The sequence below is a fragment of the Stutzerimonas stutzeri genome (genome assembly GCF_024448895.1).
GTDB classification, from domain to species: domain Bacteria; phylum Pseudomonadota; class Gammaproteobacteria; order Pseudomonadales; family Pseudomonadaceae; genus Stutzerimonas; species Stutzerimonas stutzeri_Q.
On the sequence record NZ_JAMOIC010000006.1, the window covers coordinates 283,751 to 298,356 of the forward strand.

Consider the following 14,606-nt stretch of genomic DNA (forward strand, 5'->3'; position numbering starts at 1 on the left):
CCATCTCGGATTTCAGCCCACCATTCGTCGCTGGCCGCCGCAATGTTCGAGCACAGCAACAGTGCGAAGATCGCTGCTAACGGCACGCTATAGCCTGACCTTGGCGTTACGCCCTGCAGCCAGGAACCACATGATCAGCCCGACTACAGGCACCAGTACGATGACGAGGCTCCAGATGATCTTCCGCCCAGCCTCGATCCGACTGCGACAGACCTGAATGATCGCAACGATATCAGCCACCAGGACGATCAATGCCAGCACGGTGCTCCAGGCCTCCACGACTCAGGGCCTCAGATTACGCTCATCGGGACGATTTCCACGCGGGCCCATGATGCCCCAGATGATCAGCCCAACCACCGGCAGAATGACGATCAGCAACACCCACATCGCCTTCTTCCCGGTTGTACTATCGCTGCGTAACACGCTGACGATGGCCCATATATCCAGTGCGAGGATCAGCAGGCCAAAAATACCGCCAAAGGCATCGGTCATGACAAGACTCCAAATTACGGTGTGTTCGTAATTAGGATGCCTGCCCGGTTTGAGGGTTCAGTGGGTATTTCGTCAGTACCGACCCGGGTCGATTGTTTCGAAGCTGGGAGCAACTTCGTGATCGCCCAGTTGCCCACCAGCGCGCACCAGGCCATAGGTAAGCATTCCCGCTTGTCGGGCGGCATCCAGCTCCTCGACAACATCCGAAAGAAAGAGGACCTGCTCTGGTCGCAGCCGGATCGATTCGGCTATCTGCCTATAGGATTGGCTCTCGCGTTTAGGCCCACAGCCGGTATCGAAGTAACCGGAAAAGAGCGGCGTCAAATCGCCCACCTCGGCACAGCCGAAAATCAGCTTTTGCGCCTGCACCGACCCCGATGAATAGACGTAAAGCCCATAACCTTGCTCATGCCAACGGCGCAGCGCCAGCACGGCATCCGGATAGACATGCCCTTTAAGCTGCCCTGCGCGATAGCCTTCGGCCCATACCATTCCCTGCAACGCTTTCAGGGGTGTTGCCTTGCGGTCAGCAGCGATCCATTCGAGCAGTATCTCGATGACGCGTTCGATATTCGCGTCCGGCTCGCCGCTATCAGCCCGTACCGCATCGAGCTGCGCCAGCACAGCGGGCTCCTGAGCGTGTGTCCGCACGAATCCGGGCAGATGCTCGCGCGCATAGGGGAAGAGCACGTCGAAGACGAAACTCACAGCGCTGGTTGTACCTTCAATGTCCGTCAGAATGGCCTTGATCGGCATGATCAATCCTCCAGCCGTGGAAAACGTCCGGCGATGTCTTCACCGGTGAACTGCGCGACCCAGCCTTCCGGGTTGTTGAACAGGCGAATCGCGACGAAGTGCGGGTGTTCGCCCATGTCGAACCAATGCCGGGTGCCGGCAGGCACCGAAATCAGATCGTTCTTCTCACAGAGCACGGCATACACCTTGTCCTCGATGTGCAGCGTGAACAGGCCGCGGCCGGCAACAAAGAAGCGAACTTCGTCTTCGGCATGCTGGTGCTCCTCGAGAAACTTGGCACGCAGTTCGGCTTTCTGCGGATGGTCGCTGGTCAGGCTGATGACGTCGACAGTCACATAGCCGCGTTCATTTTTCAGCCGCTCGATTTGCGGACGATAGGCAGCAATTACTTCCTCTTGGCTTGCACCCGCCCCGATGGGCGCACTGGCCTCCCACCGTTCGAGATGCACCCCGACATCCGCCAGCGTCGCGGCAATGTCTTCGAGATGGGTGAGGACTTTAAGCGGCTGCTCCGGAGCACTGTCCTGATATACGCTGAGAATGCTCATGCTGATCGTCTCCTGCCGGAATTGCGGTCCGGTCTTGTCATCAATGAAAAAAGCTCGCGGCTGCGCTGAAAATGGCACCAGTCAGCCGCGCCGTAGCATGCGCATCTTCAATTCGCAGTCGAACAGAAACTCGAATGCCTCGATCTGACGCAGGGCATCGTGCATACACGGGCCCCAGGTATATAGACCGTGCCCGCGGATCAGGTAACCGACGCAGTCAGGATGATCGTCCAGCCAGGGTTGCACGCGCGCGGCGAGGCGTTCGATGTTCTGATCGTTCTCGAAGATCGGAACCAATACCTGAGATTCATGTGTTGCCACACCAGTGAAGGCTTTCTGCAGCTCATAGTCGGCAAATACCAGCGACTCACCAAGGCTGATACGTGAAAGCACCGTCGCATTGACCGAGTGCGTGTGCAGTACCGCGCCGATCTCAGGCTTCCAGCGGTAAAGCTGGGTGTGCAGCAAAGTCTCTGCCGAAGGCCTTTTACGGGCCTCCAGGCTACGGCCTTTCATATCGACGGCCAGCAGGTCCTCCACGGCGAGTTGGCCCTTGTGCTTGCCGGAAACCGTCAGCAGCACCTCGGCGCTTGTCAGCCGCGCCGAATAATTGCTGCTGGTCGCTGGCGACCAGCCTCGAGCGTAAAGAAACTGCCCCGCCTGGATGATGGCCTGCGCCAGATTTTCACGAATGGCTGTCATACCACGGTCTCCTGCTTTGAGATGGCAATGATAACGGCCGCAGCCAGCGCCGCCAGGCTGGCGATGGCAAAGGTCCACAACGGGCCAAGCCCGGCCCAGCTGTAACCGGAGTAAAGCGCCCCCAATGCTCCGCCGACGCCTGCCAGCGTTGCATAGAGCGCTTGCCCCTGACCTTGTTGTCTAGGCCCGAAGCTGCGCTGGACGAAATGAATGGCTGCCGCATGAAAACTGCCGAACGTGGCAGCGTGCATCAGTTGCGCGAGCAGCAGGACGCCCAAATGATCGGCGAGCGTACCCAGTAGCAACCAGCGCAGTGCAGCCAGCAGGAAACTAGCGGCCAGTACCTGGCGCAACGAGAACCGTGCCAGCAGCGCAGCCATTACCAGAAAGATGAGAATTTCAGCTACGACACCCAGCGCCCAAAGCAGGCCGATGGTGCCCCGGCCATAGCCGAGGGCTTCGAGATGAATCGTGAAGAAGGTGTAGTAAGGGCCATGGCTGACCTGCATCAGCCCCACACAAATGAAGAATGCCAGCACACCCGGCCGGCTGAGTTGGCGCAGGAAACCGCCCTGCGCCTCAAGCTCCGGCCGTTCCGCTGGTACGGCATTGGGCACCCAGATGCTACTGACGACAATGCCAAGCATCACCACCATGACCGCGACCGGATAGATGTCCAGACTCAGATGCGCGAACAGTGCGCCCAGCCCAACAACGGCGACGATGAAACCGATGCTGCCCCAAAGACGGATCTGACTATAGCGGGATGCCTGATCGCGCAGGTGAGCCAGCGTGATGACCTCGAATTGCGGCAGAACCGCATGCCAGAAGAACGCATGCAACGCCATGACCAGGGCGAGCCAGGCATAGCTCTTGCTGTGAAAGATCAGGCTGAACGAGACCAGGGTACAGAGCGCGCCGAGCCGGACAATCGCCAGGCGACGGCCTGTAGTGTCGCCCAACCAGCCCCATAGATTAGGGGCCAGACAGCGCATCAGCATTGGAATCGCGACGAGTTCACCGATGCGCTCAGTGCTGAAGCCAAGATGCGCGAAATAAAGGCCAAGAAACGGCGCCGCCGAACCCAGCAGCGCAAAGTAGAAGAAATAGAAACCGGACAGACGCCAGTAGGGAATCAAGGCAGCCATAAGCAAAAGCCAATGCCGGAAGTGTCGCTGTACCGAGCGTCAGGACTCCGGCAACGGACTCAGATCTGACCCAGCACAGGCGTACCTACCAACACATCGGCATTCTGGCCGCGGTGGCGTAACAGATGGTCCAGCAATACAACGGCCATCATGGCTTCAGCGATTGGGGTTGCACGTATGCCGACGCAGGGATCGTGGCGCCCTTTGGTAATGACATCCACCGGATTGCCATCCACGTCAATAGAGCGGCCGGGTGTGGTGATGCTGGAAGTAGGCTTCAGCGCCAGGTGCGCGATGATGGGCTGGCCGGACGAGATCCCGCCCAATACACCACCGGCGTTGTTCGAAAGGAAGCCGCCTGGTGTCATCTCGTCGCGGTGTTCCGTTCCGCGCTGAGCAACGCTGGCGAAACCGGCACCGACCTCCACGCCCTTGACCGCGTTGATGCTCATCAGCGCGTGAGCAAGATCCGCATCGAGCCGATCGAAAATAGGTTCGCCAAGACCGGGCGGCACACCATCGGCAACGACGGTGATCTTCGCACCGACCGAATCCTGATCCCGGCGCAGCTGGTCCATGTAGGCTTCCAGCTCGGGCACCTTCTCGGGGTCGGCACTGAAGAAGGCGTTCTGATCCACGCTATCCCAGGTCTTGAACGGTATTTCGATCGGGCCCAACTGGCTCATGTAGCCGCGAATCTGGATGCCAAGCGTTGCCAGATACTTCTTGGCAATGGCGCCCGCGGCAACGCGCATGGCGGTCTCACGCGCTGAACTGCGCCCGCCACCACGATAGTCCCGCAGCCCATATTTATGGTGATAGCTGTAATCAGCGTGCGCGGGACGAAACTGATCCTTTATGGCCGAGTAATCCTTGGATTTCTGATCGGTATTGCGGATCAACAGCCCAATCGGGCACCCAGTGGTGCGGCCCTCGAAGACTCCGGAGAGGATCTCGACCTCGTCTGGTTCCTGGCGCTGGGTAGTGTGCCGGCTGGTACCGGGCTTGCGTCGATCGAGATCGCGCTGAAGATCCGCTGTGGACAACTCCAGGCCCGGCGGGCATCCGTCGACGATGGCGACCAGCGCCGGGCCATGGCTTTCACCAGCTGTGGTGACGGTGAACAGCTTGCCGAATGTATTGCCGGACATGCAGGGCGCTCCGCGATCGACCTAAACAGGGGGCGGAAGTATACCCGAGCCGCCACCGGTTTCACTGCTTGCAATGGCGGCGCATACTGCCCAACCGGCGAACCAACCGGCTTGTCACCTATCCAACCCGCTTCGCCTCTGGTTGTTGTCTGCTCATGCGTCTTTTCTTACTGCTCATATCGCTTGCCATGTTTACTCCCCTCGCAAATGCCCAAACGCTCCTCAACCAGGCGATGACCCTGCAGGTAGCTGACGGCGTTCTACATGGCAGCCTGTTGCTGCCAAAAGTGGACAACCCCATCCCGGTCGCGCTTCTGATCGCTGGATCAGGGCCAACCGACCGTAACGGCAACAATCCCATGGGCCGCAACGACAGCCTGAAGCGACTGGCGCAAGCACTGGCAAGGCGAGGCATTGCCAGTCTGCGTTACGACAAGCGTGGAATCGGGCAGAGCCAGCCCGTGGCGCCAGATGAAAGTAAGCTTTCAGTGGAGGCCTACGTAGCAGACGCCGAAGCATGGGCACTCAAGCTGAAAGCGGACGAGCGCTTTTCCAATGTATTACTCATCGGCCACAGCGAGGGCGCGCTGATCGCCAGCCTGGCCGCTCCGGCTGTACAACCCGCGGCATTGATCAGTATTGCCGGCAGCGGGCGTGCAATCGATCAGTTGCTGCGCGAACAGCTTCAAGGGCGTTTGCCGCCCGCATTGCTCGCCACAGCGTTCTATCTACTCGACGAACTCAAAGCTGGAAGACCACATGAGCAAGTACCGGAAAAACTGCAGGTATTGTTTCGTCCCAGCGTGCAGCCCTATCTGATTTCCTTGTTCCAACATGACCCCGCCGAAGCGTTCGCCAACACCACGGCGCCTGCACTCATCGTTCAAGGCACGCATGACATTCAGGTTGAGCGCAAGGACGCCGAACGCCTGCAACGGGCCAGGGCGGATGCCGAACTGGCAGTGATCGGCGGAATGAACCACGTTCTGCGAATCACCCCGGAGCATCCAGACAGGCAGACGGCCAGCTATAGCCAGCCCGAATTGCCTATCGCTCATGAACTCGCGGAACGGATTAGTCGATTCCTGCAAAAAAATGGCCTGGTGGCGGCCTCCAGTTAGGCATTTTCGCGCCGATACGCTCCATGCCTGCCGCATTGACTTCCCGGCCAGGCTCATGGATTCGGATATGACCGACAGCTCAACTACTCCCGACGAAAGCGAGGCCCCAGCGTCCGCTGTACCGCAACCGCATCCTTGGGCCGAGCTTGCCCCGGATCGTTTTCGGTTGCTGCGCCTGGCTCCTTTGCCCACTGACCGAGACTCCGGACAACGCCCGCTGCGGTTCGTCGAGCTGGGCCTGGTTGAACGGCATACACCACAGCTGAGCCTCATGAAGCTGTTCGTACGCCTGCCTGGTCAGATTTTGAGCAAGAAGCACAACATGCTGGAAATATGGGCCGACCATCGAGCCAAGGAGCTGCGCTTCGGTCCGGACACCGGATTGCACATCGAACCTGCAAACCGTGGGATTGGCCGCTTTCTGTTGGCGCAGGGCGCGCTCTGGGCTCAGAAGCGCTGGGCACATTATCTGGTCGAGGGCGGCGCCTTATCCGCCAAGGACATCACGAGCGACGACATGCGCTTGCGCCGGGACCACTGCCTCCAGAGTCAGGGTTTCGACGTTCTCTACCCAGAGGCTCAACAACTCAAGGCTACCTATGGTGCCGCCCGCGTCAGCTCCCTGCGGCCGGACTGGAATAGCGAAAAAGTGCAAATTCTGGAGCTGACCCATGCCGCCGCAATGCTCGAACAGGCTGACCGCACCCTGCTCGAGCAGGAAAACAAGATTCGCGATATCCAGGAACGGCTGAACAAGGTTCGTCGGGAGGATGGCACCCTGAGGTTCACCGTCGCCTGCCTTATCGTCTTCTCACTTTTTCAGGCCGGCCTGCTCATCTGGATCGCCACCCGCTAAGCGCGCGCTCATGGGCCATCTCGGCGATGCCGGACTAATCAGCGGAGCCGCTCGCGGAACAGCGCCTGATGATCCCGGCATTGGCTGGCAGCGAGCAGAAATACGCCGTGCCCGCCTTCGTTGAACTCCAGCCAAGTGAAATCTACCTCTGGATACAGGGCTTCTACGTGTACCTGACTGTTACCGACCTCGACCACCAGGGTGCCTTCCTCGGTGAGGTGATCGGCTGCCTCGGCCAGCATCCGCCGCACCAGATCAAGCCCATCGTCGCCACAGGCAAGTCCAAGTGCTGGCTCATGGTGATACTCATCGGGCATATCGGCGAAGTCTTCGGCGTCTACGTAGGGGGGGTTCGAGACGATCAGATCGAAACGTTGCTTGGGTAACCCATCGAAGCCATCGCTCTGCACCGTAAACACCCGCTCCTCCAATCCGTGTTGCTCGATGTTCCGATTGGCCACCTCCAACGCTTCAAAAGACAGATCGGCCAGCACCACCTCGGCCTCCAGAAATTCATACGCACAGGCAATACCTATGCAGCCGGAGCCGGTGCAGAGATCGAGAATTCGCGTGGGTTCATTTGCCAGCCAATGTTCGAAACGACGCTCAATCAATTGGCCGATCGGCGAACGAGGAATCAGCACTCGCTCATCGACGATGAAGGGAAGCCCGCAGAACCAGGCTTGCCCAAGTAGATACGCAGTCGGCACCCGCTGCTCGATACGCCGCAGCAGCAGGCCTTGTAGATGCTCGCGCTCGTCATCTTCGAGGCGGCAATCAAGATAGCTGTCGGCCATTTCCCAGGGGAGGTGCAGCGCGCCTAATACCAGCTGTCGCGCCTCGTCCCAGGCATTGTCCGTACCGTGACCAAAGAACAGCTGCTCGGCATGAAAGCGGCTCACAGCCCAGCGAATGTGATCACGCAAGGTACGCAGATTGGAAGGCGAAGCGGTCACGGGCGGCATCTCCTGTCAAAAACCCGAGAGTTTAGCCGAAGGTCGTATGGGTTTCTCTGGCTTGATGCGGCGCAGTGCTGGCCTCTGGCCGGTTATTGTCAATTCAGCTGACGAATCATCGGTTTGGGCAGTTCACATCTGTGTCATCTGGCGCCACAATCAGGCCCCCCTCAGAACAAGGAGTCAGTCATGTCCAAGCCACAGACTTTGCTTCAGCTCAGTGGCCGCAGTTATGCACCGGCGACTCTGGCGAACGCGACCCTTCTGGTGATTGACGCTCAAGAAGAATATCGGTCCGGTGCCATGGCCCTGCCTGACCTGAACCCGGCGCTCGACGAAATTACCCGACTGCTGGCCATGGCCCGCGAAGCTGGAGCACCCGTCGTTCATGTGCATCACCTGGGCATTCCGGGTGGATTGTTCGATCCGCAGGGGCTGCGTGGCCAGATCATGCCTGAAGCCGCCCCTCTATCAGGCGAGACCGTCATCGGTAAAACACTGCCCAATGCCTTCGCCGGCACGAAACTGCACGAACTGCTGCAGCAGCACGGTCGTCTCGACTTGATCGTATGTGGGTTCATGACGCACTCCAGTGTGAGCACAACCGTCCGCGCAGCCAAAGACTACGGCTATCGCTGCACGCTGGTCGACAAGGCCTGCGCGACTCGTGACCTGCCGATGGGGGACGGTGCTATCGAGGCCGCACAGGTGCATCAGATGGAAATGACCATTCTTGCGGACAACTTCGCCGTGTGCGTACCCGATGCCGGAGCAGTGGCATAAACCGACTCGAGCCCGGCTGCGTTACCTACAATGAATAAACTGGCCGGACGATTTTGTTCATGGCCCATTCTGATGAGGTAACCGGAATGAAAAGAACCGATGGATTCGACGCTCGTCGCCTCCGACCCCGTCAACACCGGAGCCTGGGATCTCGTCTAGGCGCAGCGTTCGGGCTGCTGCTGGTCATCGCTGGTGTTCTGATGCTGGGCGCTGGGGCAGCGTCTTTCCTCGACGACCTTCAGGCTTTCGTCAGTGTGCCTCTGGAGCGAGAAGCCGCCATAACGCTCATTTCCCTGGGCGCCGGTCTGTTTCTACTCGGCGTTCTCATCCGTAGCCGTGTGCGCCGCCGCCTTCTACAACCCAGTGGGTTGAGCATGTCCCCTCGGCTGAACAAAAGGCGTTGAGATAACCGCTCGACGACCGCGTCTGCCGCTCGAAGAAGCGCTTTCGGTTAAAATCGCCGGCCAATGCGGAGGCCTCATGCAAGAAGATGATTTTTCCCTGTTCAAATCGGCAGTTCGCGGCGTCAAACCGATAGCGCACGACCGTGCCGAAACGGGCAAACCGCGAAGCAACAAGGCGCAGGTCGACACTCGGCGGGCCAACGCTGTGGTTGGCAATAGCGAAACCAGAATCGATGGGCTTTCAGATCTATTCGTCATCGACGTTGCTGCAGAGGACGAGCTGTACTGGGTACGGGATGGTGTTCAAGAGAGCCAGATGCGCAAGCTCAAGGGCGGGCAGATCCCTTTCGAAGGCAGTCTCGACCTACACGGGCTGAGTGTCGAAAAAGCCCGCGAGCTGCTGTGGGACTTTCTGGCAGAGGCGTGCAAGTTCGAAATCCGCTGCGTGCGCGTGACGCATGGCAAGGCGGCACGCATCGACGGCAAGCGTCCACTGATCAAAAGTCACGTCAATACCTGGCTGCGGCAGCACCCTCAGGTGCTGGGCTTCACGTCGTGCTTGCCGAGGCATGGCGGCACCGGTGCGGTTTACGTGATTCTCAAACGGACCATGCTTGAAGGGCGTGACGAATAGCGACTCATCCGGCCCTGGCGCCGCCCTTCTCGACCCAAGCTGCTTGCGGCGTCGCCACTGACGCCCTAACCTTCGCACTCGCGCCCTATTGCAAGCCTGACAGGTAGTCACATGTCCATGGAAACTCATTACACCGCGATCCTTGGCCAACTAGGCGAGGACGTAAACCGCGAGGGTCTGCTCGATACGCCCAAGCGCGCCGCCAAAGCGATGCAGTACCTGTGCAAGGGCTATCAGCAAACGCTGGAGGAAGTCACCAACGGCGCTCTGTTCAGCTCCGACAACAGCGAAATGGTGCTGGTGAAGAACATCGAGCTCTATTCCTTATGTGAACACCACATGCTTCCGTTCATTGGCAAGGCGCACGTCGCCTATCTACCCAACGGCAAGGTACTTGGGCTTTCGAAGGTCGCTCGCATCGTCGACATGTATGCTCGGCGGCTGCAAATTCAGGAAAATCTCACCCGCGAAATTGCCGAAGCGGTTCAAAAGGTGACTGGCGCATGGGGCGTCGCTGTCGTCATCGAAGCCCAGCACATGTGCATGATGATGCGCGGCGTGGAAAAGCAGAACTCGTCGATGGTTACTTCCGTCATGCTCGGGCAGTTCCGCGAAAACGCCGCCACCCGCAGTGAGTTTCTGGGTTTGGTGAAATAGCCAGAGCCTGAGGGCGCCTTGTCAGGTGCTCTCACTTCCTTTCAAATCCCCCGTCCGCCTTGCGCGCTTGCTCAATCAAACATCCCCACATGTCGTGGATGACTAGCAACTCGTTGTAGCCAGGCACAGATGGCTGGATAGCCATTCAACGAGAACCCGCCCTCCTCCGCCACGTGCGTGTATGCGTACAGCGCAATGTCAGCGATCGAATAATGATCACCAACCAGGTAGGGCGTGCGTAAGAGCTGCTGCTCCATCACATCCAGCGCGCGATAACCATCCAGCTGCTTGGCTGCAAACTCATCAAGTCGATCATCTGGAAGCCCCAGATAAACTTTGATGAATCGCGCCACCGCAATGAAAGGCTCATGGCTGTATTGCTCGAAGAACTGCCATTGCAAGACCTGAGTTCGTAGCCGCGGATCCGAAGGGAGCAACTCACTTCCATCGGCAAGGAAATTCAGAATCGCATTGGATTCCCACAAACAGGTACCGTCTTCCAGTTCGAGAACAGGGATTTTCCCGTTTGGGTTTTTCTTCAGAAAAGATTCTTCGCGGCTCTCACCACGAAGAATATCTACAGGCACCCACTCATATTCCCGATCGATCAAATGCAGCATCAGCTTGATTTTGTAGCAGTTGCCAGACCGGTAATCGCCGTAAACCTTGTATCTCATATCTTCGCCCCTACGCTGTTAAGCAATAACCCGGATCTGACTCACGCAGCTTCAACCAGATTTGCTTCACGCACTACGCGCGCCAGACGGCGCACGCCTTCGTTCAACCGTTCCGGTGCAACATGACTGAAGTTGAGCCGGAGGTATCCAAGGTTTTTATCCGGATCGACGAAGAATGGCTCCCCCGGCATGAACACGACATCCTGCGCCAAGGCGGACGCCAGGAGAGTCCGGGTGTCCAGCGCCCGCTTCAGCCGCAACCAGAAAAACAGCCCGCCCTGCGGCAGCTGCCAGTCGGCAAGATCGGCAAAGTTCTCTATCAAAGCACATTCCATTGCGTCTCGACGAAGGCGATAGAAACGCCTCAACTCAGCAAGATGCGCCTGATACTGATCGCTTCCGAGCCACTGCAGCGCTTGCCATTGTCCGATTCTGTTGGTGTGAAGATCGGCTGATTGCTTCAGTCGGAGCAGATAAGGAAAGAGATCGGGCGTGGCAATCAGATAGCCAACCCGCAGCCCAGGGAGCAGCGTCTTGGACACAGTGCCGGTATAGATCCAGCTCGCTTTGCGCATGCGGCTGACAATCGGCCTGGCGCTTCCCTCGTCGAAAACCAACTCGCGATACGGCTCATCCTCGATCAGCGTCAAGTTGTATTCATCCAGCAATGCCGCGACGGCATCCCGTTTTTGATCGCTATAACGCACTGCCGAAGGATTCTGGAAAGTTGGGATGAAGTACGCGAAGGCCGGATGGTGGTGTTCCAGTCGCTGGCGTAAGGCGGTCAGTAAGGGCCCATCCGCTTCTTGCGGTACAGCCAGGCACTCGGCTCCGAACAGCTGAAAAACCTGTAGCGCTGCCAGATATGTTGGCGCCTCAAGCAACACCTCAGTGCCGCGATCAATGAAGAGCTTGGAGGCAAGGTCCAGCGTCTGCTGGGAACCGCTTACAATCAGGACCTGACTGGCCGAGCAATCAACGCCAATTGCTCGCGCCTGCGCAGCAATCGCTTCGCGCAGCGCTGGCTCCCCTTCGCTCATGCCGTACTGACCCATATTCGGCGGCATATCGGCCCAGTCCACTTTCGGCAGCATGGATTCGGCGGGCAGCCCTCCTGCAAACGACATCACTTCAGGACGCTGAGCGGCAGCAAGAATTTCACGGATCAGCGAGCTTTTGAGGCGGTCGACGCGTTCGGAGAAAGCCATTGGGCACCAGATGCAGGAACAGGAGAAATAAGTCAAACTACTTGACCGAAATTACGCCTGTGGCTGCAGATACGTCAATATGCCTGACCTAAAAAAAAGCACTGTTCAGCGGCAGATCATGGAGAGTTTCTTCCTGGGTTATCAGGCGTTCACCGCCAAGCCTGACGAGATGCTTGCACGTCGAGGGCTGTCCCGGGTGCACCACCGCATCCTCTTCTTCATCGCGAGCTATCCGGACCTAAGCGTCAAGGAACTGCTCGGTTACCTAGGCGTGAGCAAGCAGGCACTGAGTACGCCAATGCGCCAACTCATCGAGATGAATCTTGTAGAGAGCAGAACCGCTGAAGATGACAAGCGTAAGCGAATCCTGCGCTTTACCCCTCAGGGGGCGAAACTGGAACAGGCACTGCGCCGCGAACAGGTGCGCCTTCTGGAGCGCGCCTTCAAGCTGGCAGGCGACGAAGCGGTATCGGGTTGGCTCGAAGTCAATCAGGCACTAGCGACAGGCCCTACGCGCCCCTGACATTCAGCCGGGCATTCATCTCGCAGCGGCAATACGTCAGAGACTTCCGACATACCTTGCCGTAGCGCTAACAGCGCTCGCAGCGTCGATTAGACCCTTTCCTGCAGGCACAAAAAAGGGCGACCGAAGTCGCCCTTTTTCATGGATCGCAGAACTTAGTTCTGGTTTTCCATTTGCGCACGGATCAGATCACCAATGGTGGTCGGACCGGCAGTCGGCTCTACGTCCTGCTTAGTACGCAGTTCCTTCATCGCGTCCTTCTCGTCCTCGACGTCTTTCGACTTGATGGACAGGCTGATTACGCGGCTCTTACGGTCGATGCTGATAATCTTGGCTTCGACTTCTTCGCCTTCTTTCAGGACGTTACGCGCATCTTCAATGCGGTCACGGCTGATTTCAGAGGCTTTCAGTGTGGCTTCGATATCGTTGCCCAGATCGATGATGGCGCCTTTGGCGTCAACTTCTTTCACGATGCCGCGAACGATGCTGCCCTTGTCATTGACAGCGGCGTAGTTGGAGAACGGATCGTCTTCCAGCTGCTTGATGCCCAGGGAGATGCGCTCGCGCTCCGGATCAACCGACAGGATGACCGTGTCCAGCTCGTCGCCCTTCTTGAAGCGACGCACGGCTTCTTCGCCAGCTTCGTTCCAGGAGATGTCGGACAGGTGAACCAGACCGTCGATGCCACCGTCCAGACCAATGAAGATACCGAAATCGGTGATCGACTTGATGGTGCCGGAGATGCGGTCGCCCTTGTTGAACTGGCCAGAGAAGTCTTCCCATGGGTTGGACTTGCACTGCTTGATGCCAAGGGAGATACGACGACGCTCTTCGTCGATGTCCAGAACCATGACTTCCACTTCGTCGCCGACTTGTACGACCTTCGACGGGTGGATGTTCTTGTTGGTCCAATCCATTTCGGAAACGTGTACCAGACCTTCAACGCCTTCTTCCAGCTCAGCGAAGCAGCCGTAGTCAGTCAGGTTGGTGACACGGGCCACGACGCGAGTGTTCTCTGGGTAACGAGCCTTGATAGCAACCCATGGGTCTTCACCCAGCTGCTTCAGACCCAGGGAAACACGGTTACGCTCGCGGTCGAACTTCAGCACCTTGACGTCGATCTCATCGCCAACATTGACGATTTCCGACGGATGCTTGATGCGCTTCCAGGCCATGTCGGTGATGTGCAGCAGACCGTCCACGCCGCCCAGATCGACGAATGCGCCGTAATCTGTGAGGTTCTTGACGATACCTTTGACCTGCTGGCCTTCCTGCAGCGATTCCAGCAGAGCTTCGCGCTCGGCGCTGTTTTCGGCTTCCAGGACGCTACGACGGGAGACGACAACGTTGTTGCGCTTCTGGTCGAGCTTGATGACCTTGAATTCGAGTTCCTTGCCTTCCAGGTGAGTGGTATCACGCACTGGACGGACATCAACCAGGGAACCTGGCAGGAACGCACGGATGCCGTTAACGTCGACAGTGAAGCCGCCCTTAACCTTACCGTTGATAACGCCCTTGACCACTTCCTCAGCTGCGAAAGCCGCTTCCAGAACAATCCAGCACTCAGCACGCTTGGCTTTTTCGCGGGACAGCTTGGTTTCACCGAAGCCATCTTCAACCGCGTCCAGCGCAACGTGAACTTCGTCACCCACGCTGATGGTCAGCTCGCCCTGCTCGTTGTAGAACTGCTCGACCGGGATGACGCCCTCGGACTTCAGACCGGCATGAACAGTGACCCAGTCACCGTCGATGTCGACCACGATGCCGGTGATGATCGCACCCGGCTGCATGTCGAGGGTTTTTAGGCTTTCTTCAAAAAGTTCTGCAAAGCTTTCGCTCATGTTTATTCCTGCTGTTTTCGGACGAGGATCCGCCCAATCTCCACATCCCAGATAGAAGTGGGTTCATTCATATAAAAAAAGGCCTGCGGGACTAGATCTGGACTCCCACATGCCTCCTTGTTAACAGCTCTCGATATCGAGTAGCCGTC

General features: G+C 58.1%; 18 protein-coding genes. 7 read left to right on the forward strand and 11 right to left on the reverse strand.

Going from position 1 to position 14,606, the window contains the following annotated elements:
• Positions 1-87: 87 nt before the first annotated feature.
• The 7 genes from NA619_RS10085 to aroC all read right to left on the reverse strand — a co-directional run bounded on the left by NA619_RS10085 (position 88) and on the right by aroC (position 4,797).
• On the reverse strand, positions 88-261 hold the full coding sequence (locus NA619_RS10085) for a PLDc N-terminal domain-containing protein (protein WP_423836819.1): 174 nt from the start codon (positions 259-261) through the stop codon (positions 88-90).
• 21 nt (positions 262-282) lie between these two features.
• Positions 283-492, reverse strand: a complete 210-nt coding sequence (locus NA619_RS10090; RefSeq protein WP_255961717.1) for a PLD nuclease N-terminal domain-containing protein — start codon at positions 490-492, stop codon at positions 283-285.
• A 72-nt stretch (positions 493-564) separates the two neighbouring features.
• Positions 565-1,248 (reverse strand): acireductone synthase, encoded by a 684-nt coding sequence (gene mtnC, locus NA619_RS10095; RefSeq protein WP_255961718.1) that lies wholly within the window; start codon positions 1,246-1,248, stop codon positions 565-567.
• A gap of 2 nt (positions 1,249-1,250) precedes the next feature.
• On the reverse strand, positions 1,251-1,796 hold the full coding sequence (locus tag NA619_RS10100; RefSeq protein WP_255961719.1) for a 1,2-dihydroxy-3-keto-5-methylthiopentene dioxygenase: 546 nt from the start codon (positions 1,794-1,796) through the stop codon (positions 1,251-1,253).
• Positions 1,797-1,877: 81 nt separating this feature from the next.
• Positions 1,878-2,498 carry a methylthioribulose 1-phosphate dehydratase gene (locus tag NA619_RS10105; protein ID WP_255961720.1) on the reverse strand — a complete coding sequence of 207 codons (621 nt, stop codon included), beginning with the start codon at positions 2,496-2,498 and terminating at the stop codon, positions 1,878-1,880.
• Positions 2,495-3,646, reverse strand: a complete 1,152-nt coding sequence (locus tag NA619_RS10110; RefSeq protein WP_255961721.1) for an MFS transporter — start codon at positions 3,644-3,646, stop codon at positions 2,495-2,497. The genes NA619_RS10105 and NA619_RS10110 overlap by 4 nt, the downstream gene beginning before the upstream one ends.
• A gap of 59 nt (positions 3,647-3,705) precedes the next feature.
• Positions 3,706-4,797, reverse strand: a complete 1,092-nt coding sequence (gene aroC / locus NA619_RS10115; RefSeq protein ID WP_255961722.1) for a chorismate synthase — start codon at positions 4,795-4,797, stop codon at positions 3,706-3,708.
• Between the two features lie 155 nt (positions 4,798-4,952).
• Here aroC and NA619_RS10120 point away from each other — a divergent pair, with 155 nt between their 5' ends.
• Complete coding sequence (locus NA619_RS10120) at positions 4,953-5,918, forward strand: alpha/beta hydrolase (protein WP_255961723.1); 966 nt, start codon at positions 4,953-4,955, stop codon at positions 5,916-5,918.
• 67 nt (positions 5,919-5,985) lie between these two features.
• The gene (locus NA619_RS10125; RefSeq protein ID WP_255961724.1) at positions 5,986-6,774 is read left to right on the forward strand and encodes a hypothetical protein; all 789 of its coding nucleotides are present in this window, start codon (positions 5,986-5,988) and stop codon (positions 6,772-6,774) included.
• Between the two features lie 38 nt (positions 6,775-6,812).
• On the opposite strand, the gene prmB is transcribed toward NA619_RS10125, so the two are convergent.
• Positions 6,813-7,730, reverse strand: a complete 918-nt coding sequence (prmB, locus tag NA619_RS10130; RefSeq protein WP_336605453.1) for a 50S ribosomal protein L3 N(5)-glutamine methyltransferase — start codon at positions 7,728-7,730, stop codon at positions 6,813-6,815.
• Between the two features lie 189 nt (positions 7,731-7,919).
• Between prmB and NA619_RS10135 the strand changes: the two genes are divergently transcribed.
• From NA619_RS10135 to folE, 4 genes are all read left to right on the forward strand, one after another.
• Positions 7,920-8,513 (forward strand): cysteine hydrolase family protein, encoded by a 594-nt coding sequence (locus tag NA619_RS10135; protein ID WP_255961726.1) that lies wholly within the window; start codon positions 7,920-7,922, stop codon positions 8,511-8,513.
• Positions 8,514-8,599: 86 nt separating this feature from the next.
• Positions 8,600-8,917 carry a hypothetical protein gene (locus NA619_RS10140; protein ID WP_255961727.1) on the forward strand — a complete coding sequence of 106 codons (318 nt, stop codon included), beginning with the start codon at positions 8,600-8,602 and terminating at the stop codon, positions 8,915-8,917.
• A gap of 76 nt (positions 8,918-8,993) precedes the next feature.
• A complete protein-coding gene (locus NA619_RS10145; protein WP_255961728.1) occupies positions 8,994-9,551 on the forward strand; it encodes a Smr/MutS family protein in 558 nt (185 codons plus the stop codon).
• A 111-nt stretch (positions 9,552-9,662) separates the two neighbouring features.
• On the forward strand, positions 9,663-10,208 hold the full coding sequence (gene folE / locus NA619_RS10150; protein WP_255961729.1) for a GTP cyclohydrolase I FolE: 546 nt from the start codon (positions 9,663-9,665) through the stop codon (positions 10,206-10,208).
• A gap of 71 nt (positions 10,209-10,279) precedes the next feature.
• Here the strand turns inward: folE and NA619_RS10155 are convergent, their stop codons facing one another.
• Entirely contained in the window at positions 10,280-10,885 is a 606-nt protein-coding gene (locus NA619_RS10155; protein WP_255961730.1) for a glutathione S-transferase family protein, read from the reverse strand.
• A 41-nt stretch (positions 10,886-10,926) separates the two neighbouring features.
• Positions 10,927-12,093: a PLP-dependent aminotransferase family protein gene (locus NA619_RS10160; protein ID WP_255961731.1), complete on the reverse strand. Its 1,167-nt coding sequence runs from the start codon at positions 12,091-12,093 to the stop codon at positions 10,927-10,929.
• A 79-nt stretch (positions 12,094-12,172) separates the two neighbouring features.
• On the opposite strand from NA619_RS10160, the gene NA619_RS10165 reads away from it, so the two are divergent.
• On the forward strand, positions 12,173-12,616 hold the full coding sequence (locus tag NA619_RS10165; protein ID WP_255961732.1) for a MarR family winged helix-turn-helix transcriptional regulator: 444 nt from the start codon (positions 12,173-12,175) through the stop codon (positions 12,614-12,616).
• Positions 12,617-12,771: 155 nt separating this feature from the next.
• On the opposite strand, the gene rpsA is transcribed toward NA619_RS10165, so the two are convergent.
• Positions 12,772-14,457 carry a 30S ribosomal protein S1 gene (gene rpsA, locus NA619_RS10170; protein WP_045427846.1) on the reverse strand — a complete coding sequence of 562 codons (1,686 nt, stop codon included), beginning with the start codon at positions 14,455-14,457 and terminating at the stop codon, positions 12,772-12,774.
• Positions 14,458-14,606 lie beyond the last annotated feature (149 nt).